This window comes from Acinetobacter sp. YH16051 (assembly GCF_013417135.1).
Classification (GTDB): Bacteria; Pseudomonadota; Gammaproteobacteria; order Pseudomonadales; family Moraxellaceae; genus Acinetobacter; species Acinetobacter towneri.
Genome location: NZ_VPEN01000001.1, coordinates 206,960 through 231,773, shown reverse-complemented (window position 1 = coordinate 231,773; position 24,814 = coordinate 206,960). Strand labels below are relative to the sequence as shown.

Annotated in this window: 19 protein-coding genes and 1 pseudogene; 8 read left to right on the top strand and 12 right to left on the bottom strand. The window is 42.9% G+C overall.

The genetic code is table 11. The annotated features are described in order from the left end of the window. Nucleotides 1–60: 60 nt before the first annotated feature. The 5 genes from FTV41_RS01165 to rsfS all read left to right on the top strand — a co-directional run bounded on the left by FTV41_RS01165 (nt 61) and on the right by rsfS (nt 6,133). Entirely contained in the window at nt 61–2,877 is a 2,817-nt protein-coding gene (locus tag FTV41_RS01165) for an ATP-binding protein (protein ID WP_131260559.1), read from the top strand. A 196-nt stretch (nt 2,878–3,073) separates the two neighbouring features. Next, on the top strand, nt 3,074–3,859 hold the full coding sequence (locus tag FTV41_RS01160) for a crotonase/enoyl-CoA hydratase family protein (RefSeq protein WP_179995949.1): 786 nt from the start codon (nt 3,074–3,076) through the stop codon (nt 3,857–3,859). 90 nt (nt 3,860–3,949) lie between these two features. Next, the gene (locus FTV41_RS01155; protein WP_179995948.1) at nt 3,950–4,816 is read left to right on the top strand and encodes an NAD(P)-dependent oxidoreductase; all 867 of its coding nucleotides are present in this window, start codon (nt 3,950–3,952) and stop codon (nt 4,814–4,816) included. Between the two features lie 45 nt (nt 4,817–4,861). Then, complete coding sequence (locus FTV41_RS01150; RefSeq protein ID WP_096901402.1) at nt 4,862–5,656, top strand: hydroxypyruvate isomerase family protein; 795 nt, start codon at nt 4,862–4,864, stop codon at nt 5,654–5,656. A 75-nt stretch (nt 5,657–5,731) separates the two neighbouring features. Beyond that, a complete protein-coding gene (rsfS, locus tag FTV41_RS01145) occupies nt 5,732–6,133 on the top strand; it encodes a ribosome silencing factor (protein ID WP_004974926.1) in 402 nt (133 codons plus the stop codon). 281 nt (nt 6,134–6,414) lie between these two features. On the opposite strand, the gene FTV41_RS01140 is transcribed toward rsfS, so the two are convergent. The 3 genes from FTV41_RS01140 to FTV41_RS01130 are packed head-to-tail and all read right to left on the bottom strand — an operon-like array spanning nt 6,415 to nt 9,326. Next, nucleotides 6,415–7,860 carry an NAD(P)(+) transhydrogenase (Re/Si-specific) subunit beta gene (locus FTV41_RS01140; RefSeq protein ID WP_004974925.1) on the bottom strand — a complete coding sequence of 482 codons (1,446 nt, stop codon included), beginning with the start codon at nt 7,858–7,860 and terminating at the stop codon, nt 6,415–6,417. Nucleotides 7,861–7,863: 3 nt separating this feature from the next. Then, entirely contained in the window at nt 7,864–8,187 is a 324-nt protein-coding gene (locus FTV41_RS01135; RefSeq protein ID WP_004974924.1) for a proton-translocating transhydrogenase family protein, read from the bottom strand. A gap of 11 nt (nt 8,188–8,198) precedes the next feature. Beyond that, entirely contained in the window at nt 8,199–9,326 is a 1,128-nt protein-coding gene (locus tag FTV41_RS01130; RefSeq protein WP_004974923.1) for a Re/Si-specific NAD(P)(+) transhydrogenase subunit alpha, read from the bottom strand. An 882-nt stretch (nt 9,327–10,208) separates the two neighbouring features. Between FTV41_RS01130 and FTV41_RS01125 the strand changes: the two genes are divergently transcribed. Together FTV41_RS01125 and FTV41_RS01120 are read left to right on the top strand one after the other, a co-directional pair. Then, nucleotides 10,209–11,132: a DMT family transporter gene (locus FTV41_RS01125; RefSeq protein ID WP_179995947.1), complete on the top strand. Its 924-nt coding sequence runs from the start codon at nt 10,209–10,211 to the stop codon at nt 11,130–11,132. 94 nt (nt 11,133–11,226) lie between these two features. After that, nucleotides 11,227–12,417, top strand: a complete 1,191-nt coding sequence (locus FTV41_RS01120) for an MFS transporter (protein WP_179995946.1) — start codon at nt 11,227–11,229, stop codon at nt 12,415–12,417. Nucleotides 12,418–12,445: 28 nt separating this feature from the next. On the opposite strand, the gene FTV41_RS01115 is transcribed toward FTV41_RS01120, so the two are convergent. Further along, nucleotides 12,446–13,090: a hypothetical protein gene (locus FTV41_RS01115; protein ID WP_004974903.1), complete on the bottom strand. Its 645-nt coding sequence runs from the start codon at nt 13,088–13,090 to the stop codon at nt 12,446–12,448. Between the two features lie 230 nt (nt 13,091–13,320). Here FTV41_RS01115 and dusA point away from each other — a divergent pair, with 230 nt between their 5' ends. Continuing rightward, complete coding sequence (dusA, locus tag FTV41_RS01110; protein WP_004974902.1) at nt 13,321–14,343, top strand: tRNA dihydrouridine(20/20a) synthase DusA; 1,023 nt, start codon at nt 13,321–13,323, stop codon at nt 14,341–14,343. Nucleotides 14,344–14,406: 63 nt separating this feature from the next. Here dusA and FTV41_RS01105 read toward each other — a convergent pair whose 3' ends face one another. From FTV41_RS01105 to FTV41_RS01070, 8 genes and pseudogenes are all read right to left on the bottom strand, one after another. Continuing rightward, nucleotides 14,407–15,180: a ThiF family adenylyltransferase gene (locus FTV41_RS01105; RefSeq protein WP_096901398.1), complete on the bottom strand. Its 774-nt coding sequence runs from the start codon at nt 15,178–15,180 to the stop codon at nt 14,407–14,409. Between the two features lie 68 nt (nt 15,181–15,248). Then, entirely contained in the window at nt 15,249–16,073 is an 825-nt protein-coding gene (locus FTV41_RS01100; protein ID WP_167846304.1) for a TatD family hydrolase, read from the bottom strand. 1 nt (nt 16,074) lies between these two features. Next, nucleotides 16,075–17,091: an RsiV family protein gene (locus FTV41_RS01095; RefSeq protein ID WP_179995945.1), complete on the bottom strand. Its 1,017-nt coding sequence runs from the start codon at nt 17,089–17,091 to the stop codon at nt 16,075–16,077. Nucleotides 17,092–17,140: 49 nt separating this feature from the next. Then, on the bottom strand, nt 17,141–17,956 hold the full coding sequence (locus FTV41_RS01090) for a hypothetical protein (protein ID WP_004974888.1): 816 nt from the start codon (nt 17,954–17,956) through the stop codon (nt 17,141–17,143). A 167-nt stretch (nt 17,957–18,123) separates the two neighbouring features. Next, on the bottom strand, nt 18,124–19,716 hold the full coding sequence (locus FTV41_RS01085; protein ID WP_004974887.1) for a peptide chain release factor 3: 1,593 nt from the start codon (nt 19,714–19,716) through the stop codon (nt 18,124–18,126). 136 nt (nt 19,717–19,852) lie between these two features. Continuing rightward, nucleotides 19,853–20,089: pseudogene (locus tag FTV41_RS01080) on the bottom strand (Fic family protein); the annotation flags it as partial. Nucleotides 20,090–20,092: 3 nt separating this feature from the next. Continuing rightward, entirely contained in the window at nt 20,093–22,159 is a 2,067-nt protein-coding gene (locus tag FTV41_RS01075) for a bifunctional diguanylate cyclase/phosphodiesterase (protein WP_096901394.1), read from the bottom strand. 323 nt (nt 22,160–22,482) lie between these two features. Further along, nucleotides 22,483–24,687 carry a carboxy terminal-processing peptidase gene (locus tag FTV41_RS01070; protein ID WP_179995944.1) on the bottom strand — a complete coding sequence of 735 codons (2,205 nt, stop codon included), beginning with the start codon at nt 24,685–24,687 and terminating at the stop codon, nt 22,483–22,485. Between the last annotated feature and the right edge of the window lie 127 nt (nt 24,688–24,814).

The following is a 24,814-nucleotide window of genomic DNA, read 5'->3' as shown; positions in this document are numbered from 1 at the left end:
TACGCTCCATTTGATAAAGCATGCTAAACTGCCAAACATAGGGATTAAACTGCGTTAACCATGTCAAATATCAATAAAAAGTTATTTAAGCGCTTACATTTAAATCATGCTTATGGACAGCTGATTGCACTTATTTTTGTGCCAATTATGGTTTTGGCATGCGTCGGCACGATGCTAGTTTTATCTGAAACCTCGAATGCCGCAAAAGCACAGCAGCGACAAATGGCAATTGCGATTTTGACCCGTTTTGAGTTGCCATCTGAAGCAGCTTTGCATCAACTGGCTAGCTTTCCGTGGAAGTACGAAGAAGCACGTACTTTTATGCAAAACATGATGAACGAAAAGCACTTGATTCGTACTGCACTGATTGATGCTTCTGGTACACGCCGTTTAAGCATGGGCTTTCAAGACCAAGCCGAATGGCCCAAATTCCCTAAAAATGCCGATTTTTTTGGCCCAATTCTGTATAAAAATAATCATGTGTATGGCATGCAAATTCAGCAAGACATCAACCGTCCTGCATGGTTGCTGATTGAACTGGACAATCAGCCATTACAAATTGCCCGTTATCGGGTCATGATTGTATTAATTGCCACAGGCTTGCTGACCCTGTTGTTGTTATTGCTGTGTCTGAATTTCTATTCACGACGCTGGATTGCACCCATGTATGAAATTCGCATGCAGCTACAACGCCTGAATGCCGATACGCTCGATCAACACATGGTCATTAACAGTACTGGCGAATTACGCTTACTGCAGCGGGATATTGCCAATGTGGTAAAACGCCTGCATTTCAGCTTTTTAGAACTCAAAGAACATACCGAACAAACCGAAGATGACTTGCGCCGCACCCTCGATACTTTGGAAGTGCAAAACATCACTTATCGTCAGGCACGTGACCAAGCGATTTCTGCCAACCAGTCTAAATCGGTATTTTTAGCCAACATCAGTCACGAACTCAGAACACCACTGAACAGTATTGATGGCTTTATTCACCTGTTATTGCGTCAGGAAAATCTTAGCAATGAACAGAATTTATATTTACAGACCATTCGTAAATCATCGGCGCATCTTTTAGCACTCATTAATGACGTATTGGATTTTTCTAAAATTGATGCAGGCAAACTGGAACTGGATACCGCACCCTTTGATTTAGAAGAAGCCATTTTTGATGTGATGGATATGCTCTCGCCTTTGGCTGCGCAAAAACACATCAACATGGCCTTTTATTTTGCCGATAACGTGCCGCAATATGTGCTGGGCGATGCTTTACGTTTCAAGCAAATTTTAACCAATTTAATTTCCAATGCGATTAAATTCACCCCCGATGGTGAAATTATTGTACGGGCGCGGGTAGAACATGACGATATTGGACAATGCTTAATTCACTTTAGCGTCCAAGACAGTGGCATTGGCTTAAGCGGTACAGACCGTAAAAAATTGTTTGAGTCTTTCTCTCAAGGTGATACTTCGGTCACGCGTCAATTTGGTGGTACAGGTTTAGGTTTGGCCATTTCCAAACAGTTGGTGCATTTGATGCAAGGTCAAATTGGCTTTGAAGACAATCAGGAACGCGCCCCAACCGAAAAAGGCTCGACCTTCTGGTTTACTGCCATGTTTGCGGTAGATGAAGCGCATGCACAGCAGCATCCAAACTTTAAAGAGATTCAGGTGGTGTCGTATTTGGCGCACCCTGCCACAGCGAATGTCTTGCGTCATTATCTTGAAAATTATGCGGTGCGACATATTGAAGCCGCTTCAATTTTAGATTTATTTAGCCGCTTAAAAGATGTATCCGACCTGCAAGACAATACTTGGTTGATTGTTGATCATAGTGGCGACACCGAAGCTTTATTAAAAGAAATTCGTACCCGTTATCAAGGTAACTTGGCAGTGTATGGCTATCAAATGGCGCTAGACCCAAGTCTGTTAAATGAATATCGTGCGCGCGCTTTGTATCAACCGCTCAGTCGTTCAGCCTTAATTGACTTACTCAACAATGAAAACAGTTTTGATGAACAGGAGTCTGCATCATTTGATGGTAAAGGCCTGCACGTTTTAGCGGTGGATGACCATCTACCCAACCTGATTGTACTCGAAGCCTTGTTGGGCGAACTGAATGTGACCACTACCAAAGCGCAAAGTGGTCAGGAAGCTTTGGGGATTTTGCAGCAACGCATTGAGCAGGGACAGCAACCATTTGACCTGATCTTTATGGATATTCAAATGCCTGTGATGTCGGGGGTAGATACCACCCGTGCGATTCGTTCTTTAGAATCGACTTTGGAAAATCACAAACGCTTACCTATTATTGCCCTCACCGCGCATGCTCTTGCCGATGAAAAGCAAAAATTACTCAAAGTCGGTATGGATGACTATGTCACCAAACCGATTCAGATTGAACAAATCATCCAAATTTTAACCCATTGGACCACGCAAAGTTTTAATAAGCCACCTGCAGTCGATAAAGCCATTGTGATTGAAGCGCTAGATCCACAGGTGTTGGATTGGCAACAAAGCCTAATGCTGGCAGCCAACAAAGAAGACCTTGCAGTGGATTTACTGAAAATGCTAGTGGATAGCTTTGCCACAGAATTACATGAAATTGAACAGCTGATTGAACTGGAAGATTTCCCACAACTCGAGCATGTGTTGCATCGTCTGTATGGTGCGACCCGCTATGTTGGCACACCGAACCTGCAAGAAGTAACAGGCTCATTTGAACAGTTTGTTTCGACCTTACGTAAAGAACGTCGTAAAGCCGATGATCTGTTTGTGCAAGAGGTCTTAAACCGTTATCAGGAATTACAAACCTGTATACAGCAAGTTGAACATGCGGCAGAACACATTTTTACCAAACACAATGCGGTGAGTTAGCCAACATCAAAGTGACATTCACCGCGAACGCCTCAACGAGAAGATACAGTTTGTAAGCACGACTCACCCAGCACTATTCACAAAAAAAAGTCACGTAATCAAAGGCAAGGTCGCAAGGCTTTGCCGTGACTCTGCTGTCATTTATCGCACTGCTGCCCATGTTATGCTTTGCCCAGTAAAAACAAGAGCTCACATCATGACCTTACTTCGTATCGAAAAAAATAATGGCATCGCCACAGTTTCCCTGAACCGCCCAGACAAACGCAATGCCATGAGTTTTGCCCTACTTAAAGAATTGGTGCGGACTGCCGAAAAACTTAAAAAAGACCGCAGCTTACGTTGTGTAATTTTAACAGGCGAAGCAAAGGTATTTAGTGCAGGCATTGACTTGGCCGACCTCAACAATCCACAAAACCGTGCATTTGCGGCTTGGGAATTAATTAAGCCAGGGCAAAGCCTGTTTCAAAAAGCATTTCTCGTTTGGCAACAATTGCCTGTACCTGTAATTGCTGCAATTGAAGGGTATTGTTTTGGCGCAGGGATGCAATTGGCTTTGGCTGCAGATATTCGTATCGCGCATCCTGACACGCAAATGTCGATTATGGAAAGCCGTTGGGGCTTAGTGCCTGATATGGGGCTAAGCCGTTCATTAAAAGGTTTAATTGGTTTAGACCTTGCCAAAGAACTGACCTTAACTGCACGTATTTTTGATGCCAACTATGCCAAAGAAATTGGCTTGGTCACGCATTTAGATGCAACACCTTTACAAAAAGCACAAGACCTTGCTGAAGAAATTGCACAACGCTCTCCTGATGCATTGGCTGCAGCCAAACAAGTGCTGGATGCTATGGAACATGCGCCAAATAAATCTTTACGTTTAGAAAAAATTTGGCAATTAAAATTATTGCTGGGTAAAAATAGCCAACTGGCACGTAAAAAGGACAAGAACCCTGAAGTGACCTTTGCACCGCGTCAGTTTTGATTCAGTTCAAACACAACAGACTTTGACCAAAGGCTAAATTGACATTTCAAGCCAGACTTGTACTGTAGGCAAAAACGGAGAATCAGCGCTATGCATTTTGATCGTGACACAAAAATCGCTTTTTTAGGTATGGGACTCATGGGTACGCGCATGGCAACCCGCTTAGTTCAGGCAGGTTTTGAGGTCGCGGTGTGGAATCGTAGCCCTGCGGCTTGCGAATCTGTGCTCAGTCTGGGGGCAAAGTCGCTGCAATTGAGCGAGATCGGACAATATCCAGTGATCTTGAGTTGCCTTGCCGATGATCATGCCGTCCAAGCTGTATTAGATCAAATTGAGCCATTTTTGACTGCTCAACAAGTCATTGTCGATTTTTCCAGTTTGTCTGTAGATCAAACCCAAAAGCTAGCGCAGCAAGCCAACCTCAAACAGGTCACATGGATTGACTCACCTGTATCGGGAGGCACTGCGGGAGCCGAACAAGGTAGTTTGGTGATTTTTGCAGGGGGTGATGCAAACACCATCGAAAAATTAAGCCCGATTTATGATGTGCTGTCACAACGTGTGACCCGTATGGGCGAAACAGGCACAGGACAAGCCACTAAAATCTGCAACCAACTGATTGTTGCTGCCAACAGCACCCTAATTGCCGAAGCTGTTGCCTTAGCAGGACAGGCAGGCGTAGACACCCGTTTACTTGCACCTGCTTTGGCGGGTGGTTTTGCCGACTCGAAACCGTTTCAGATTTTAACTCCACGTATGGCAACTCACAGTTTTGAGCCTGTGCAATGGAAAGTCCAAACCCTGTCTAAAGATTTAAACAATGCCTTACAACTGGCAGCGCAATTTCAGTTACAGATTCCTGTGGCAGAAAAAGCCCTTTCACAACTGCAAGCCCATCAAGCCAAGGGTTTTGCAGAAGCAGATTTAGCCACCATTATTCATCAGGTCGAAGCTTAATCGGCTTGATTCCTGATCCAACCTTTGCCTGCAAGGAGCACCTGCATGTCTAAACTGGCGGTTAATCTGTCGATGATTTTTACCGAAGTGCCTTTAATTGAACGCTTTGCCCTTGCACGCGAACATGGTTTTCAGCATGTTGAAATTCAATTTCCCTATGAGCTGAGTATTGAGCAGATTCAAACCCAACTCACACTCCACCAACTCAGCCTGTGTTTAATCAATGTCCCTGCGGGTGACCTCATGCAAGGCGGCAATGGTTTGGCGGGCGTACCCGGAAAAGAGATTGAATTTCATCATGCCTTAGAGTTAGCCATCCGCTATGCCACGGCATTAAATGTCCCTAGCGTCAATATTTTGGCAGGCAAACAACCTGTCGATGCCGATTTACTGCCTTGCTTAAACACACTGGCAGAAAACCTAAAACTGGCCTGCTCGATGCTCACTCAACATCATATTCAGCCTGTCTTTGAAATGATTAATGGCACCGACATGCCACGCTTTTTAGTACAAAATATTGCGCAAGCTCAAGAGATGCTAGAAGCAGTCAAACATCCTGCTCTTAAAATGCAATACGACTGTTATCACATGGCGATGATGGGTGAAGATGTGCTGAGCGCATTGCAAGAAAACATTCAGGATATTGGTCATATCCAGTTTGCCGACAATCCAGGACGCCATGAACCCGATTCAGGCGAGCTAGACTATACTACTATTTTCAAATGGTTACAGCACAGTGCTTATTCAGGCTATATCGCTGCAGAATACCGCCCAAGTCTGGCGTCAAATCAATCATTTGCATGGAAAGACAAATACTTTCCCTCAAATCAAAGTGGTTAAAATTAAACCGATTTGAAATTTCAGGCTAAAACAGCTATATTAGACGATGAATAATTTTAGGAAATTATACACCCCATGAATTTAGAACCATCGCCCGGCGCTTCTAATTCTCACGATCTTGCAATGAATACCCAAAAGCATGACGTACAAACTTGTCTTAAAGTTGTACATGAAGCTCTCCTTGATGTAAAAGCCAAAGAAATTGTTGAACTTGATGTCAGCAGCATCAGCAATGTTTCAGATGCCATTGTGATTGCTAGCGGTACATCAACTCGCCACGTAAAATCTCTTGCCGACAATGTTGCCGAAGAAGCGCGCAAAGCAGGCTTCCGCCCAATTGGTATTGAAGGTGAACGTGATGCAGAATGGATCTTGGTCGATCTTGGTATGGTAGTGGTTCACATCATGCTACCAACAGCACGTAAATTCTACGACCTAGAAAGCTTATGGCGCACTACGCCTGAGTCTGTTGCTTAATACAACAGCTCACTTGAGCAGCCTTAAAGATACACAATAAGCGACTTTCAAATAAGTCGCTTTTTTAATGCAGATCTTTTGAAGCTCATATCCCTAATCATTTTTATATCGCATTAATCTACCCACCAAATATTGGTTTATATCATCCCCTACCCAATACATTGCTTCAAACCAATCCTATAAAACTCGCCCAAACTCAATCTGCCTGATCTCAATTAACCACTTTACATCAGCCATAAAAAAAACCGCCCGAAGGCGGTTTCATATCTGGAAACAGTGTCTTAGTGACCTGTACCGTTGATTGATTTAGTCATATCTTCCACAACTTTCTTGGCATCACCAAAGATCATCATGGTCTTGTCGTTATAGAACAAGTCGTTGTCTAGACCCGCATAACCTGTTGCCATTGAGCGCTTGATGACCATAATAGTACGTGCTTTATGCGCTTCAAGAATTGGCATGCCGTAAATTGGCGAGTTTGGATCGTCTTTTGCCGCAGGGTTAACTACGTCATTTGCACCAATCACCAACACCACATCTGTTGCAGGGAAATCTGAGTTGATTTCGTCCATTTCTAAGATGTCTTCATACGGTACGTCTGCTTCTGCAAGTAATACGTTCATGTGACCCGGCATACGACCTGCCACTGGGTGAATCGCAAAACGAACAGTTACACCTTGCTCTTTTAACAAGTTGGCCAATTCTTTGACCGCATTCTGTGCACGACCTTGCGCCATACCATAGCCCGGTACAATTACTACGCTGTCTGCATTTGACATCAAGAAGCCAGCATCATCAGCAGAACCTGAACGGTAGTTACGTTGCACTTGCGCACCCGCTGCTGCCGTTGGTGCTGCTGCACCGCCCATCGCACCACCAAACAATACGTTGATGATTGAACGGTTCATGGCTTTACACATGATGTAAGACAGAATCGCACCTGAAGAACCGACCAATGAGCCTGCAACAATCAGCATGTTGTTTTCAAGTGTGAAACCAATACCTGCTGCCGCCCAACCTGAGAACGAGTTCAACAATGACACCACAACTGGCATGTCACCACCACCCACTGGTGCAATCCATACCCAACCGAATGCCAATGCTAAACCTGTCATTGCCCAGAATGAAGTCATGTTGCCGCTCAGGAAGAAGTGAATCCCAAAACCGAGCATAGCAAGGAAAATTAACGCCTGAACAGGTTTTACCCATGCACCCGAAATAGTTTTTGCCCATTTCTTCGCCGCCAATTTACCGTATGCAAAAACAGATGCAGTAAAGGTAATCGCCCCCACGAAACAGCCCACAAACAATTCAAATAAATGAACTTTGCTCATTTCATGGAAAGTAATGCCATTTGCAGCCAACAAGTCTGGACCAAGTTCGATTAACTTGTTGTTATGAATAATCGCAGCAATCGCAATTAAAACTGCAGCCAAACCGACTAAAGAGTGCATTAACGCTACAGTTTCAGGCATTTGAGTCATTGGCACCGTACGTGCGCGGGCAATACCCACCACCGCACCTGCTGCCATAGCTGCCAGAATCATCCACACAACTGGATTGTCTGCCACAAAGAATGTAGTCAAGACTGCAATCGCCATTGCGATCATGCCGTAACGGTTGCCCGCAATCGCAGTTTTAGGCCCAGACAAACCACGTAAAGTTAAGATAAAGAGCACAGCCCCGATTAAATAGAACCAGTCTGCATATTCACGAATAAATTCCATGCATTAGCCCTCTTTTTTCTTTGCTTTTGGTTTGAACATTTCCAGCATACGTGCAGTCACTGCAAAACCACCGAAAATATTGATGCTTGCCAAGAACACAGCAATCGCACCCAGTACACTCACCACATTAATGGTTTGGAAATCGACACTGCCTTCTACACCCATGATTGGTAGACCAACAGTTTGAATCATCGCACCGACAATAATGATTGAAGAAAGTGCATTGGTTACTGCCATTAATGGCGTATGTAACGCAGGTGTTACCCCCCACACCACGTAGTAACCTACGAAGATGGCAAGGACAAAAATCGTAATTGTTTCAACCATGAGAATTCTCCTTAACCACGCTTTAACAGCACTTGACCGTTATGAGTGACCAGCAACGCTTTCTGAATTTCTTCTTCAGGATTCAATGCGAAGTTCTTGTCGTTATCAAATAATGTTTCAACAAAATTCAACACATTACGCGCATATAGTGCAGATGCTTCTGTCGATACAGTCGATGGAATGTTTGGAATACCCAAAATTTTCACACCATTGGCAGTCACTACAGTTTCACCGCATTGTGAACCTTCGACGTTACCGCCCGTTTCGACTGCCATATCTAAAATCACAGAACCCGGCTTCATTTTTGCCACAGTTTCCGCTTTGATTAAACGCGGTGCATCACGACCCGGCAATAACGCAGTGGTAATCACGATATCCGCATTAGAAACGGCTTTATCGACAATCACTGCTTGGTCTTTAATGTATTGTTCACCAGGCATCCAGCCATAACCATTTTTGGCAGCATCGGCAGCTTTTTGTTGTTCTTCTTCAGACATTGGTACGTCTAACCACTTACCACCCAAAGATTCCACCTGATCTTTTGCCGTTGGACGCAAGTCAGTTGCTTCGACTACAGCACCTAAACGCTTCGCTGTTGCAATGGCTTGCAAACCAGCAACACCCACACCCATGATCACAACACGCGCAGGTTTTACAGTACCCGCTGCCGTCATTAACATTGGGAACATGCGTTGATATTCTGCTGCAGCCAACAACACAGATTTATAACCTGCCAAGTTGGCTTGTGATGACAACACGTCCATATTTTGCGCACGCGACAAGGTACGTGGCAAAAGCTCTAAAGCAAATGCAGACACCTGAGCCGCAGCAAATTGGTCTAATTCAGTATTGCGGTAAGGATCAAACATCGCCACCACAGTGCTGTTCGGTGCAAGTTTTTGAATTTCTTCACCCTTTGGGGCACGAACTTTCAAAATCATTTGGCTACCGCGATAAGCATCATCTGTCATGGTCGCGCCTACTTGTTCATAAGCGCTGTCGATATAAGCGGCTTTTACGCCTGCACCACGTTCAATGACTACGCTATGACCCGCGCTAATCAACTTCTTTACTGTTTCTGGCGTCGCAGCGACACGATTTTCACCGACAACAGTTTCGGTTGGAATTCCGATCTGCATGAGCGTTCCTCAAGCTAGTTTTTCTTAAGTCAACATCGTGGATAACGATGCTTTCCCCTCAGGATAAGTTTTGTTGAATTTTTGGATTCTAATGCAACATTTTTAAATTACCACCCAATATTTATTTAATAAATACCCATATTTTGAACTGATGATTCATAAAAATATTGTTGCGAGATATAATTGATAAGGTTTGCTTCTTGAATATAAGTCTAATTATTCAGCAAAACTTCGATTTGAAGTGTCTAAAAGAAAAAAAGCGATGCTTTGAGCTTGCAGTTGACCACATTTAAATGAATTAAGCATTGATCATTCTGACACGCATTTCACTTAATTGGGAAAATCCGACTTAGCGCTAAAAGATTGCATATCTATACATTTAAGCGCTAAAAGCAAAAACTTAAACACCAAATTGACTTTTTTGACAATTTTTACACCGCACAACAAGGTTCAATTTAGAAGTGTTTTGCGCATCTGAAAACCTTAGAAAAACCTACCTTTGCCTTATGAGTAAAATCGAATATTTGAAACAGTAAAACTTTTAAAAGAAGCTTGAATTTATTCAACTCAGGTCTAAGTTAAGTGCTGCTATTTTTTTCATTTTTTTTGTGCGTCATTTAGTCTGATGATGGATTTTCTCTGTTTTGCAATATTTTCAACTAATTTGCACCATTATCGTGCAAAGTTCATTTACTCTACTTTTCACAAAATTTATGCCATCTCAAGCAGACCATCTGCATAAAATCGGCTATGCTTGCTCAAATACAGCACACACAGCTTGATCCATGCAGTCGCATCTGCCTTTATCTATCATGCAACTTGCATTTGTGTGCGCGGCATGTGTCACTTCTCTTGCATCCACCTTGCTCGACAGCATTTTTCATGATCAGACTTAACGCCACACAATGGGGCTCAATCTTCGCTTTATTTGCTGCTTTTTTGTTTAGCACCAAAGCTATTTTTATTAAACAGGCTTATACGCTTTCACCGTTGGTCGACGCAACCGTACTCATGGCTTTGCGCATGGCAAGTGCCCTGCCTTTCTTCTTGCTGATTTGTTGGCTCAATCGCCATCACAGTCGCAACATCTCTACACGCAATTGGCTGCTAATAATATTTGCAGGTCTGATGGGCTATTATTTTTCTAGCTGGCTGGATTTTTTAGGGCTGATGTTCATTAGCGCTTCATTAGAACGCATTATTCTGTTTTTATATCCAACGCTCACCGTTCTGGCTTCGAGCGTAATGTATCGGCAGAAACTTAGCTGGCTGAGTCTGTTTGCAATTGCTCTGAGTTATGGCGGAACAGTGATTGTGATGTTACAGGAACAGAGCAATACCCCACATGACACGTATTTTTGGTTAGGCAGTAGTTTGGTGTTCGCCAGTGCAGTGTGTTTTGCAGGCTATTTATTGCTGACCAAAAGCCTGATTCAGCATTTTGGTTCATGGAATTTTACAGGTCTGGCTTTAAGTATTGCCTGCATCGGTACGCTTACGCATTACAGTTTGGTCACACCGAATCCACTGGGACTGGTGCAACAACTGCCTGTAGAAGTGCTGGGCTATGGCATAGCTTTAGGGATATTTGTCACAGTCTTGCCCACCTTACTCATGGCGCACAGTATCGCCCGTTTAGGTGCGGCACAATCGGCCATGATTGCTTCAATTGGCCCCATCTTGACGATTCTATTGGCCACAGCATTTTTAGGTGAACATCTAAATGGCATACAATGGTTCGGCTGCATGCTCAATATTGTAGGCGTGATGATGATCACCTTGTCCAAAAACAAGTTTTCTCATTAAGCTAAAGGCGACATCCTGCCACTAATGAAGTTGAATATTGGATTCAATCTTTGAGCTACTGCAACCCCGTTTTACCATTGACCTTAGGATAATTATGAACACTGCACCCGACATCAGCCAAGATAAAACCCTGCTCTGGTTGATGGCGATTGCCTGTGGTCTATGCGCGGGTGCGAATTATTATTGCCAACCGCTGATTTACTCGATTCATCAATCTTTCCAAATTCCGCAATCCCAAGTGGCATTGACGGTGACTTTTGCACAAGTGTCTTATGCACTGGGTTTATTGTTCATTGTGCCTATGGGCGATATTGTCAATAAAACCAAATTCATTCCCCTATTAATGTTTTTGGCCTCGATTGGCTTATTTTTATGTGCCTTTTCCAGCAATTTAAGCATGTTATGGATTGGCACGATTATCACAGGGCTATTTTCTGTGGCAGCACAAGTCTTAATTCCTTTTGCCACCATGACTGTAAAACCTGAAAAAATGGGTGAAGTGGTCGGTTTATTGATGAGTGGTTTATTGGTCGGTATTTTACTTTCGACCAGTTTGGCAGGTTTGCTGTCCAACTTATTCCATTGGAAAGTGATTTACCTGATTAGTGGCGTGCTGATGCTATGCATTGCTGCAGTACTCAAAGCGCGCTTGCCGTTTGTCTCAACCAGCAAACTCAGCTATTTGGCCGTGTTTCAGTCTATGGGCAAACTCATTTTAGAAGAACGTCGTTTGGTCTATCGTGCCTTGCTCGGTGCGTTTGCTTTTGCAGCGATGAGCGTGTTGTTTTCCACCATTGCAGTATTACTCAAATCCAGTTTTGGCTTAGCTGACTTTATGGTGGGCATTGTGGCAATGGTGGGTGTATTCGGTGCTCTTTCGACCAAACACGTGGGGAAAATTGCAGATCGTGGCTATGTTACAGCGCTGACGTGGGGTGGTTTGGCGCTATTGGCAATCAGTTGGGTCTTTCTATACAACGGACAATTTAGCTTATGGAGCTATATTCTTGGTTTTGGCTTAATTAACCTTGGGCTTGCCACCGTACACAGCAGCAACCAAAATGTAATTTTTCGCTTACGCCCCGATGCCAAATCGCGGATTAACTCAATTTATATGACCAGTTATTTTACTGGCGGTGCTTGTGGTTCTGCCTTGGGAATCTATGCATGGCAACACGGTGGATGGTTATGGAGTTGCCTAGTTGGTTTGTGTTTTGTTACCGCCGCAATGAGCTTTGCCCTACTCGACTGGCAGCATCAACGTCAACACACCGCCATGCCTTAAACGCTGCGATTACAATCAAGCAAGTCGCTTAAGACATTTGCATCACAGGGTAAAATGGCTGACTCAATTCCACATTTTCTAAATTTTCCAATAAGATTTGGATAAAACACGGCATCAACGCACACAGTAAAGTATTGGCATGGCTGAGTTGTTTGCGGTTGATTGCACTGTTATAAGTTGCACCACCTTGTAAAAGTTGCTGCTGTAACGTCAATAAGCGCTTAAACAAACATGCCAAAATTGTAGCTGAATCATGGATGTGCAATGCCTGCATAATCTGCTGTTTCTCTGCTTCATAATCTGCACGCCATTCAGCTTCAGTCATTTTTTGATTACGCCAATCCCAAAAACTTTGATACAAATAAGGGTTGGTCAGCAACACCTCTAAACTTTGTGGATATTTTTCCCAAATAATTCTCGCCATGCGCTGATCGACATCTTTTTGATACATACGCTGCACAAATTGCTGCAAGGTCTGTTGTGTATGCTCTGCCGTTTGACCTTGCGCATACAAGGCACTCAACGCCACCCATGCTGTCATAAATTGCATATCGACATCATCATGAAACTCAATGGCTTTTTTCCACCAACTTAAACTGCGCTGCATGCGTAAATTAAATGCCGTTGAAAATTCATTTTTCTTAGTACGATAAATTTCTTCTAATACCAACATTTTATTTTCCCTCTTATGCTGCGTTATCCTATCTTTTCAACATACTAAAAAACGGCTACGCATACAAATACTGAGCAGTTCCGCTTTAGCATCTACGGTTGCGCTGCTTTGTTCATAGCGAACAAAGCAAAGTTAATGCCAATGGATGTGGGTTGGGGATACTGTCGATTTTCACTTAAACCCCGTATAATGCGCGGTCTTGTGCTTTTGTTTTTCAATTCAGGTGGGTTATGACACGTGCCATCCAAACTTTACAACCTCGCATTTCGGTTGCCCCTATGATGGATTGGACTACCCGCGATTACCGTTTTTTTGCACGTTTATTTAACCCCAATATCATTCTGTATACTGAAATGGTAACCACTGGCGCAATTTTATTTGGTGATGCCAAGCGCCATTTAGATTACAGCAAAGAAGAACATCCTATTGTCTTGCAGTTGGGCGGTTCAAATCCGAAAGACCTTGCGACCTGCAGTAAAATGGCACAAGACTGGGGTTATGATGAAATCAACCTGAATGTTGGCTGCCCAAGTGATCGAGTACAAAACAATAAAATTGGTGCGTGTTTAATGGCAGAACCAGACTTGGTTGCAGAGTGTATTGCCGCCATGCGTCAATCGGTTGATATTCCTGTGACCGTAAAACATCGCATCGGGATTGATGACATGCACTCTTATGCAGAGATGCTGCATTTTGTGGATACTGTGGCTCAAACAGGTTGCAATAACTTTATCGTGCATGCCCGAATTGCCTTATTACAAGGTTTATCGCCTAAAGAAAACCGCGAAGTTCCGCCTCTGCGTTATGAGGATGTGTATCGCCTAAAACAAGACCGCCCCGAATTGTTAATTGAAATTAATGGTGGAATTAAAACGTTTGCCGAAACCCAACAACACCTCAAGCATGTCGATGGGGTGATGATTGGTCGTGAAGCCTATCACAACCCTTATTTACTGGCAGAGCTTGGGCAATTATGGGGGCTAGAATTACCTGACCGTTTTGAAATTATGCAGCGCATGTTGCCGTATATTGAACAACGTCTACAACAAGGTGCACCACTTTCTGTCATTACCCGCCATATTTTAGGTTTATTCCAAAACCTGCCAGGTGCACGTAAATGGCGTCAGGCACTAAGTGGCGGCAATGCCAAAACATTTGCAGATGTAGAGCAAGCATTGGTCAATATTCAAGCAGCAATGCAGCGTACGGAAGACTATTTAAAAGAGCAGCAGCTACAACGACCTACTGAATAAAGTCATTGGCGATGTGCAAAATCAAAGAACTTTTTTATAAGCCATGCCTCGCATGGCTTTGATTTATGTATTTTTAGCCTGTAAGGCATCTAACTTTTTCAACACTTCTGCCACAGCTACCATCGCAAAACTGGACGTGACCACCACCGCCGAACCATAGCCGCCACAGCGCAAGCCTGCGCTTGGGCATACATCGGCACTAGAAAATGGATTGTCGATGGAATACACACAGGTAATCCCAAACTTTTCTTTTGGCTTTTTACAAATACCTTTGCTGCGTAATTGGGCGCGCAATTTGGCCAACATTGGGTCTTGTTCGGTTTTAGATAAATCTGCCACTCGAATTTTCAACGGATCAAGTTTGCCACCTGCACCACCCGAAACAATCAGTGGAATCTTGTTAAAACGACAATGCAGCATCAACGCTAGTTTAGCTTTTACGTCATCAATGCAATCTAAAATCAAATCAGGTGCAGTCGCCAATAACGCTTTGACGTTATCTGGACTGAGGTAATCATCGACCAAATTAATTTTGATACGTGGATTAATAGAACGGCAACGCTCTGCCATGACATTAATTTTTTCATGCCCCAAGGTTGAGCTCATGGCAGGCAATTGACGGTTAATGTTAGATGCTGCGACCACATCCATATCCACCAATGTCAGCTCGCCGATACCCGTACGTGCCAACGCCTCAACCGCCCAAGAGCCGACACCGCCAATTCCTATCACCATGACATGACTTTGGGCATAATGCTGAAAAGCACTGTCGCCATAAATTTTGGCCACACCTGCAAAACGGCGTTCATATTCATCATCTTGAAGAAGATCTGTCATGCTGCAATCAAATTTAATTTCAAAGTGTGGGCATTTTACTGCGTTTCGCAGACTTCGTGTTGTTTCATCTAAAGTTTAGGCAGGTCTAATACTTGAACACTATTCTGCCAAAGCTGTGCGGCTAAAGTTTGCGGTGCAATATCTAAACAATCCGCTAAACCTTCAAGCACATAAATCAGGTTCGCAGGGGTATTTCGGGTTCGTGATTGAGTATCTGTCTGACAACATAAAGGCGTCATATCGGGGCAGTCGGTTTCCAAAACCAAATGTTCAGCACCAATTTCTTGCACAACACGGCGCAGTTTTTTTGCATTGGGATTGGTAATCTGCCCTGTCACACCAATTTTAAAGCCCAATTTGATCAGTGCTTTGGCTTCTTCTACCCCACCGCTAAAAGCATGTGCAATGCCACCAAACTGAAATTGTTGCTGTTTGAGTATTTTTAAGGTTTCGGCATGAGCCTTACGAATATGTAGCAGTACAGGTTTATGTTGCTGACGAGCGATTTCCAATTGCGCGGCAAAAAAATCTTGCTGCTTTTGAAACGCTTCAGGCTGTTTATGTTCAACCAAAAAAGTGTCTAAGCCAATTTCACCCACCGCGACACAATGCTGTTGTTGCAAAAAATGTTCTAAATCTTGTAAATGTTGGTCTTGATGTTGTTCGATATAAAAAGGATGCAAGCCTGGTGCAAGATGACTTTGTGGCACATGCTCAAGTTGGTTTAAAAACTGTTGTGTAGAGATTAAATCTTGAAAACGTGATTGTACAAAGCCAATCAGTACCAAATGTTCTACGCCTGCTGCCTTGGCCGCATACGCCAATTGCTCCCGATCTGAGTCAAAATCAGGAACATCAAAATGGGTATGCGTATCAAACAGCGCAATGCTCATATTAAGATTTCGCTTTGGTTGTGTTTACTGCACTGGCTTCGGCAGATTTTGCGGTTGCTTCAGAGGCTGCTTCTGTTACAGGCAAATACGCAGCTTTTAAAATCCCCTGCAGTTCTGCATACGGAATGGTTAAACGCGGTAAACCAACGACATAAGGGCCTATTTCATATTCTGCGTATTGCAGAATTAAACCCTGTTGACCTAAATAGTAATTTTCCGACAGCTTAAATTTCCACGCTTGTTCATATTCTTGCACATTGGTGGAAAGTTCAGATGCGATGACCCATTGTTTAAACGCTTCGTAGGCTTTGCGCTCCAATTGTGGACGCTGCTTCTCTAACAGAATGTCATTTAACAATACTAATTTTTTCTGTTCTAAATCAAAATTATAGTATTGCTGTGCCGATGCACCATGCGCTCCGCCCAAATAACTACTGCTATTCACTACCACGGTTGCCAAAGGCTGATCTGCATTCAAAATTTTAGGCTTAATCATCAAACTGATTTTATGATTTGAGCTTAAAGCTTTCAGTTCCTGATCAAGTACCAAAAAGCTTTGCACATAAGGCACAGTTTGTTTTTCTAATTTTTGCGCCAAAGTTTCCACTTGTGCAATGGCTGCTGCAGTGGGGTTGCTGGCAGGTGCATCTGCAGCACTGGCTGCTGTATTTTCACTGGCTGCATTCTCAACTGCTATAGCCTCAGAAGCCGCCTGCTGTGGTGCAATTTCTAAAATTTGTGCCAATTCTTGAATAATTTTCTGATCAATAAAATGGTCGATAAAGGCCTGATTACTATTCAAACGCTCAATTGAAATTTCAGGGCAGTTATTCCCTTCACATTTAGGCAACGACAAATTCAGTTTTTCAGTATCCCCGACCAGTTTTAAGCTTTGTTGTTCCGCCTGCGTCTGCTCTGGCTCGACTGTTTCCGGTTCGGTTTTCTTTGGCTGACATGCAGTAATCCCTAGCGTTGTAATTAAAATACTGATCGCCAAAATACTTTTATTTTTCAACATGGATCCAACCTTGATTTCATCTATTTTTGCTTGTCACCGTACTCACCTACTAAAACATAGATGGATAGATGTCTGCTTTTAAAACTTGTTGTGTTTGTGCTTTGCTTAGGTAAATATCTAACTGCGTGCCATCTTTGACAATTTCATGGGTGCGATAATGCAATCCTAAGCCCTGATCATCAAAAAACCAATCTGCCTGCCCCCAGTATAATTTGGCAGGTGCTGCTTTTTGCACGTCACTGCTTTGTGTTTTGAGCCAATCCTGATAGGCCTGCTGTACAAAAGTATTCATACGGGTTTGTTGTTTGGCATCAATCACATCTAAAACAGACAAGGCTTTTTGCTGCTTCCGATCTGCCACAAAGAAATAATAGCGTTCCTTGACTTGCGTGCCTTCCTGTTTGCTATCTACCCCGACTTGCAACAAAACATATTGATTGCGTTGATATGCCATACGGGTGTACATCGCCAATTCATAAGCTTTATTTTGATCTAATTGTGCCTGCCAAGCATCGGATTTTTTCACATAGGCATCTACGGCTTGCTGCAAATTCATGTTTTGTTTTAAGCCAATTTGGTCTTGAATCACCATGGCCTGATTTTTTGCAATCCAACTGTTGAGCCATGTATCTTGGGTATTTAAAGTTTGTACTTCTAATTCAATGCAGTTTTTATTTTCACAAAATGGCAAGGCAATTTCTGCCGCCTGTTGCTTGATATTCAAATACGGTAAAACATCCGCTTGATCTTTCTGAAAAATAGACGTTTGCTCATCTGAGTTTTGATCTTGTTTAGATGAGTCACAGGCGCTAAGCAAAACCATCCCGCTCAAAATTGCACCCAGATAAACCGATTTTTGCTGCATGATTTCCCCAATTCATTTATCAAAAATAATCTTTAATCTTTTACCGCCCCCATAATAAAACAGCTTCCTAAAGAAGCTGTTTTAATTTTGAAACTTTTAGGCATGCCGAACATTCATCTGCGCTACGCTGATTGCATCTGCCAGATTAAGCATCATCAACCTGAGGCTTAGTGCTCGCGTGTATTTCTAAACTCAATGTCAGGGTAACGCTCTTGCATTAACTGTAAATTCACACGACTTGGCGCGAGATAAGTTAAGTGACCACCACCATCGACAGACAACTGATCGTGGGCTTTTTTCTTAAATTCGTTAAACTTTTTCTCATCGGCACAAGACACCCAGCGTACCGTGTTGATGCTGACAGGCTCGTAAATACAATCGACTTTGTATTCTTCTTTCAGGCGATAGGCGACGACTTCAAACTGTAGCACACCAACAGCACCTACGATTAAATCATTGCTGTTTTGTGGCATAAAGACTTGCGTTGCACCTTCTTCTGAAAGCTCTTTAAGGCCTTTTTGCAGCTGTTTGGACTTCAATGGGTCTTTCAAGCGTACACGACGGAACATTTCAGGTGCGAAGTGCGGAATCCCTGTAAATTGCAACTTTTCACCCGAAGTGAAGGTATCGCCAATTTGAATCGTCCCGTGGTTATGTAGACCAATAATGTCGCCCGGCCAAGCTTCTTCGAGGTGCTGACGGTCACCTGCCAAGAAGGTCAAGGCATCGCTGATACGTACATCTTTATCAATACGCACATGCTTCATTTTTAAGCCTTTTTCATACTTGCCTGAACAGATTCGCATGAAAGCAATACGGTCACGGTGCTTCGGATCCATATTGGCCTGAATTTTAAAAACAAAACCACTAAAGCCTTCTTCATTGGCTTCTACAATACGGTCTTGCGTTGGATGTGCTTTTGGCGGCGGCGCATATTCACTGAATGCATTCAATACATGATCTACACCGAAGTTACCCAAAGCCGTACCAAACAGCACTGGTGTTTGACGACCCGCTAAAAACTCTTCACGGTCTAAAGGCTCATTCGCCATTTGTACCAATTCAAGTGATTCTTCAAATGCCGCCCATGCCAATTCACCTACTTTTTCACGTAGGTCTGCATGGTTATAGCCATCACGTACTTCAATTTCAGGAATGGTTGAACCAAAACCTGATTTGTACACATAAAACTTTTCTTCGATGAGGTTAAACACCCCTGCGAAATCACGCCCTGTACCCATTGGCCAAGTGATTGGCACACACTTAATTTTGAGGACATTTTCAATTTCATCCAACAACTCTAATGGTTCACGAATTTCGCGGTCCATTTTGTTGACGAATGAAATGATGGGTGTGTCACGCATACGACACACATCCATTAATTTAATGGTACGGTCTTCGACACCTTTCGCACCATCAATCACCATCAGTGCAGAGTCCACCGCAGTTAGAGTGCGGTAAGTATCTTCAGAGAAATCTTCGTGCCCTGGGGTATCGAGCAGGTTAATCATTTTGTCTTTATACGGGAATTGCATCACCGAAGTTGTAATGGAAATACCACGTTCTTTTTCCATTTCCATCCAGTCAGATGTTGCGCCACGATCTGACTTACGGCTTTTTACCATCCCTGCAACTTGAATGGCTTGTCCCCATAACAGCAGTTTTTCTGTCATGGTGGTTTTACCAGCATCGGGGTGGGAAATAATCGCGAAAGTACGTCGCTGTGCGACCTGCGCCGCTAACTCATCTTTAAAACTCATGCAAGACACCTACTGCAGAACCGCAGTGTATAAGATCAAAATGATCAATATGAAAAATTGGCGTAATTGTAGCAGATTTGAATCAAATTTTATTGATTGTTGATATGTTCTAATTTATCCACAACTGAGAATATAGTTATTTTTTCAATCTATACTTTTGCTTTTGGCTTTTCGGTTTTTCTGGAATCGTACGTTCAATCAAACCTACTTCTATGGCAGGATTCATATCGTTCTTTTGGAATGTTGCGCTATGAGTTAAACCTAACAACTGCATCAACTCAGCCAAACTATATTCATCTTGTTTCATCACTGAAATTAAACGCTGGACTTGGTCGCTCACTTGTACGCTATCTTGAGCGGTAGCATGATCGCTAGCTTAAGCCGAATGTTTAAACAGCTCTTCTAAACGCTCAACATCCATTGGTAAGCCTAATAAGTAGCCCTGTAATTGCTGACAGCCTAAACGGGTTAAAATCTCAGCTTGCAATGGCGTTTCCACCCCTTCAGCGGTCACAGTTAAACCCAGTTTAATGGCTAACTGAATAATACTTTCTAAAATTAATTCTTCTTTGCTGTCCAAACACAAATCTAAAATAAAAGCACGGTCAATTTTCAACTCATCGACTGGCAATTTTTTCAAATACAAGAAACTCGAATGTCCTGTACCAAAATCATCAATCGCCAATTGAATCCCCATTTGACGCAAACGCTCAAAACTACGAATACTCGATTCAATATGATGCATTGCTGTACTTTCAGTCACTTCAATCATCAGGTGATGGGGTTGAATCTCATAGCGTTTAAACAAGTTTTCTAACGTCGAAAATAAGTGTTTATGTTCAAACTGCACTGCCGATAAATTCACAGCCACAGGAAATAACGGTGCACCCGATCTTTCCCAAATTTGAATTTGTTTAAAGGCTTCTTCTAGCGTCCAATAGCCAATTTGAATAATCAACCCCGTCTTTTCAGCCCCTTTAATAAACATATTTGGGGTAAGTAAACCATGTACGGGGTGATACCAACGAATTAAAGCTTCTACGCCACAAATTTTATGGTCAGCGGCTTTAAACTTTGGCTGATAGAACAACGCAAATTGTTGTTGTTCAACCGCTTTATATAAATCATTAATCAACTTACTTTGGCTTTTGGCCTCAAGTAACTCCAGATCATAATTAAATACCGAACTGGTGTTACGCCCCTGATATTTAGAGGTCAGCATCGCCGCATCAGCATTCATTAAAATATCTTGCAAATTGGTGCCATGCTCTGGATACATCGCAATGCCAATACTGCCTGAAATATTAATGACCTTGCCTGCAATTAAGAAACTTTGCTGAATCAGTTCTAATATTTTTTCAGAAATGACAGTGGCTTCTGCAATGTCGGTATGTTCAATCACCAAAAGAAATTCATCGCCACCAATTCTTAATAACTGGGTATTTTCGCCCAAGTGGGATTGCACACGTTTAGACAACTGAATCAGCAATTGATCGCCAACATGATGCCCAAATACGTCATTCACCGCTTTAAAGCGGTCTAAGTCGATATACAAAAATGCAATTTTAGTGTTTTTTTGCCGATGCTCAGAAAAAAGCAATTGTGCATATTCAGCTAAATATAAACGGTTGGGCAATTTGGTCAGGTTATCTTTGACTGCCTGATTGGCCAATTCACGGTTGGCTAAAGACAATTGTCTGCTTTTTTCTTCTAAGCGCAGCTCCAGCAGAGATACGCCCACCGCAGCAGCAAAAATCAGACTGGTCACTAAAATAACCACCAACAGAGCTGGCCCTTGCCCGATCTGGAAGTGCCCTGATTGAGGCAAATCTGCTGTAGAGTAAAAATGCAGTGCTTCCATGCCTATATAGTGCATGGCAACAATGCTCAGACTCATGAGCACCGCAATGAAAATTTTATATTGTGCCTGACGCCCCATTCTGCACTTGGAATGAAACATAAACCAAAAGGTAAGTATTGCTCCGCCAATGGCCACTAATACAGACAGCAAAACAATGGTAGGATCATAATAACTACGGTAGCCTTCTACCTGAATTCCCATCATGCCCGTATAGTGCATGCCTGAAATACCCAACCCCATTAAAATGCCGCTCAGGATCAAACGCGCCACAGGCAAGGTCGATTGCGTGGTCAGCCAAACCGCAAACGTAGAGGCGATAAATGCAATAACAAAAGATAGGGTCGTAAAGCTAAGATCAAATTGATACGGTGCAGGTAACTGGCAGGCCAACATGCCCACAAAATGCATACTCCACACTGCCGCACCCAGCAGCAAACCACTCATGATTAATGCAATTTTTTTTAGTTGTTGTTGTACATTTTGAAAAAGCATTTGCCCAACAGACACTGCAAAATAGCAGGCCAATACTGAGATTGCTACCGAGCCAATTACCAAGCTCAGATCATAATGTACATGCATCATTAGATGTATCCATCTCTGTCATATTTTATTGTTTTTCGGCTACTCAATCTCACACTCTCTTATAAATAATAACTAAAAAGCAACCTGAACGACGGATTGATCTAGCAAAGACTGCATTGACTTAAGAGTCTAATACTATTCCGCTTTGGTCAATAGTCAAATATATAATATGTCATCATGAAATAATGGCAATTCAAAACTGCTAAAAATAGCTGTCTGACTCAAAGCTATATGCATCTTGTCACTTTACTTTTCGCTTTAGGATGAAAAAAACCAGCAACTTTTCGCTGCTGGTTCTATTTGATTAAGATTCTAACATTGTTTTAAGGTTGATTCGGCTCAGAAACACCTTTTTGTAACATGGCATAGTCTTGCAACACCTGCGCTGCTTCAATCACAAAAGCTTCTTCCTCAGGTAAAGCAGGGCGTTGTGCCGCTTTCATTTTGGCACGCGCTTCTGCCAAAGCATCAATAGATGCCTGATAGCTTTCCCAATTAGCAAATGGTTTCAAACCTGTTTCCTGACGGCGTTTGTTTTCCGCAGTCAGCGTTTGTTGCTCCAAAGCTAACAACTCTGCTCTGCGTTGTTCAATATCTAACACAATGCTTTTGCGATCTTCAGTTTGTTTGGCAATTTGCTTACGTTGTTCCAAATATTGAAATTGTGGATCAAGCGTGACACGTTGCTGTGACAATTGACCCAACTTGGTGATGTACGGCTGTACTGAACCTTCACGCTTAAATGGCGCAGTTGGAATGGTATCCCACTTCAAGGCATTTTTAGCTTTACGCTCACCAAACTCCTCATTGTAAATATCCACCAGTTTAATGTCAGGAATCACACCTTTGTTTTGGGTACTTCCACCTGTAATACGGTAGAACTTACGTTGAGTTAAGGTCGCCTGCCCATAGGCTAAGGTGTCGAGTTGTACCTGCGCTGTACCTTTACCTGTGGTGGTGCTACCAATCACAATCCCGCGCTGATAGTCCTGAATTGCAGCAGAGTAAATTTCACTGGCCGAAGCAGAAGCAAGGTTAATCATCACTGCCAATGGGCCTGCATAAGTCTGTGCACCGCCATCGTCATCTTCAAATACGCTCACGTTGCCATTGCCATCACGAATTTGCACTACAGGGCCTGATTTGATTACTTGCCCAAGCATACGTGCCACTTCTTCTAGTGAACCGCCAGGGTTGTTACGTAAATCGACAATAATCCCTGCGACATTTTTGGCCGCCAAACTTTTCAGGGCATTGTTGGTATCTTCCGACACCGAGCGATATTCATTACTTGCACGACGCGCACGGTAATTCAAATAAAACGATGGAATTTCAATCACACCATAGGTATAAGTTTGACCATCACGTTTGATGTCAATCGTTCGTGAGCGAACTCCCGCATCTTCTTCCTGAATCACATCACGCACAATGGTCACATTACGCGCCTGATTCATCGCCGCACCCGCACCCAACAAACGCACAGTGACTTTGGTGCCACGTTTACCGCGAATCAGCCCCACAATTTCATTGCTCGGCCAACCCACAACATCCACCATTTTTTCGCCATCTTGCGCCACACCAATAATGCGGTCACCCGATTTCACCTGCCCTGTTTTACTGGCAGGGCCACCTTCAACAATGGTTTCAATTTTAGTGTAGTCTTCATTGCCTCGTTCAGGACGAATCGACACCCCAATCCCTTCAAGCTGCAAAGTCGTTTGACGATTCAGCTCCATCGCATCAACAGGTGGGAAATAATTGCTGTGCGGATCATAAGTCAGCATCATCGCATTCAAAGTTTTATCCAGCACATCATCGCTCTTTAAACGATCCATGCGCTCTAACTGACGAGTATAACGCTTAGTTAAAGTCTGCACTGGAGTCAAATCTTCTGGACTTGCCAAATCCTGACCATTGGTCAATTCAGGGTTATCTTTAATGGCTTTTTGTTTTGCCAATTCTTCTTCTTTGCTAATGGTCAGGTTAATGAGCTGTGACACCAACATTTTTTGCCAATGCTTACGCATTTCTGCTTCAGTATTAAAGAACGGTGCTTTTTCCCGATCTGTTTCAATCGTGACATTTGGCTGTTTTAAATTTTGTGGTTTTTTCAGCTCTGCCAACATGAAATGATAAAACTGTTTTAAGCGTTCACGATACTGTGCATGAATTTGATACGGCCCCGCCAAATTGCCTGCTTTTAATGAAGCGCCAAATGTTGCTGCATATTGTTTGCGGTATTGCTCAACTTCTTTAGCCAAAAACAAAGTATGGTCTGGGTCTAAACTGTCGATATAAAAATCAAAAATGCGCTGCGACGTTGCGGCATCTAAACGCTGATTTAAATAATGCTGACGATCGACCAAGGTCGCCAATTGACGCGAAACCAAAGCTTGTTCCTGCGTCGGCACAATACTGTTAGCAACGACAGCGGTATTATTGGCTGCAATTGCCTCGTTAATGGCGTGAGAAAAGAAAAAACCGCCAGTTGCTATTGCAACCGCACAAGCGATGGTTTGAAGTTTCATAAAAATATTTACGTCCTTGGTTTTTGACCAATCTCTGCTTTTCACAATGAATTGAGCAGATTCAAAATCTTATACAACTTAATTTGGATCTGTCGTGTAGTTTTATCATAATCTGTGCTGTCAAAAT

Coding starts and splice junctions, on each gene's coding strand:
- FTV41_RS01095 (WP_179995945.1), bottom strand. CDS start 17,091: ATGTTGAAAAATAAAAGTATTTTGGCGATCAGTATTTTAATTACAACG.
- FTV41_RS01130 (WP_004974923.1), bottom strand. CDS start 9,326: ATGCAGATCGGAATTCCAACCGAAACTGTTGTCGGTGAAAATCGTGTC.
- FTV41_RS01100 (WP_167846304.1), bottom strand. CDS start 16,073: ATGAGCATTGCGCTGTTTGATACGCATACCCATTTTGATGTTCCTGAT.
- FTV41_RS01150 (WP_096901402.1), top strand. CDS start 4,862: ATGTCTAAACTGGCGGTTAATCTGTCGATGATTTTTACCGAAGTGCCT.
- FTV41_RS01155 (WP_179995948.1), top strand. CDS start 3,950: ATGCATTTTGATCGTGACACAAAAATCGCTTTTTTAGGTATGGGACTC.
- FTV41_RS01115 (WP_004974903.1), bottom strand. CDS start 13,090: ATGTTGGTATTAGAAGAAATTTATCGTACTAAGAAAAATGAATTTTCA.
- FTV41_RS01125 (WP_179995947.1), top strand. CDS start 10,209: ATGATCAGACTTAACGCCACACAATGGGGCTCAATCTTCGCTTTATTT.
- FTV41_RS01075 (WP_096901394.1), bottom strand. CDS start 22,159: ATGATGCATGTACATTATGATCTGAGCTTGGTAATTGGCTCGGTAGCA.
- FTV41_RS01085 (WP_004974887.1), bottom strand. CDS start 19,716: ATGAGTTTTAAAGATGAGTTAGCGGCGCAGGTCGCACAGCGACGTACT.
- dusA (WP_004974902.1), top strand. CDS start 13,321: ATGACACGTGCCATCCAAACTTTACAACCTCGCATTTCGGTTGCCCCT.
- FTV41_RS01135 (WP_004974924.1), bottom strand. CDS start 8,187: ATGGTTGAAACAATTACGATTTTTGTCCTTGCCATCTTCGTAGGTTAC.
- FTV41_RS01105 (WP_096901398.1), bottom strand. CDS start 15,180: ATGACAGATCTTCTTCAAGATGATGAATATGAACGCCGTTTTGCAGGT.
- FTV41_RS01165 (WP_131260559.1), top strand. CDS start 61: ATGTCAAATATCAATAAAAAGTTATTTAAGCGCTTACATTTAAATCAT.
- FTV41_RS01070 (WP_179995944.1), bottom strand. CDS start 24,687: ATGAAACTTCAAACCATCGCTTGTGCGGTTGCAATAGCAACTGGCGGT.
- FTV41_RS01140 (WP_004974925.1), bottom strand. CDS start 7,860: ATGGAATTTATTCGTGAATATGCAGACTGGTTCTATTTAATCGGGGCT.
- FTV41_RS01120 (WP_179995946.1), top strand. CDS start 11,227: ATGAACACTGCACCCGACATCAGCCAAGATAAAACCCTGCTCTGGTTG.
- rsfS (WP_004974926.1), top strand. CDS start 5,732: ATGAATTTAGAACCATCGCCCGGCGCTTCTAATTCTCACGATCTTGCA.
- FTV41_RS01160 (WP_179995949.1), top strand. CDS start 3,074: ATGACCTTACTTCGTATCGAAAAAAATAATGGCATCGCCACAGTTTCC.
- FTV41_RS01090 (WP_004974888.1), bottom strand. CDS start 17,956: ATGCAGCAAAAATCGGTTTATCTGGGTGCAATTTTGAGCGGGATGGTT.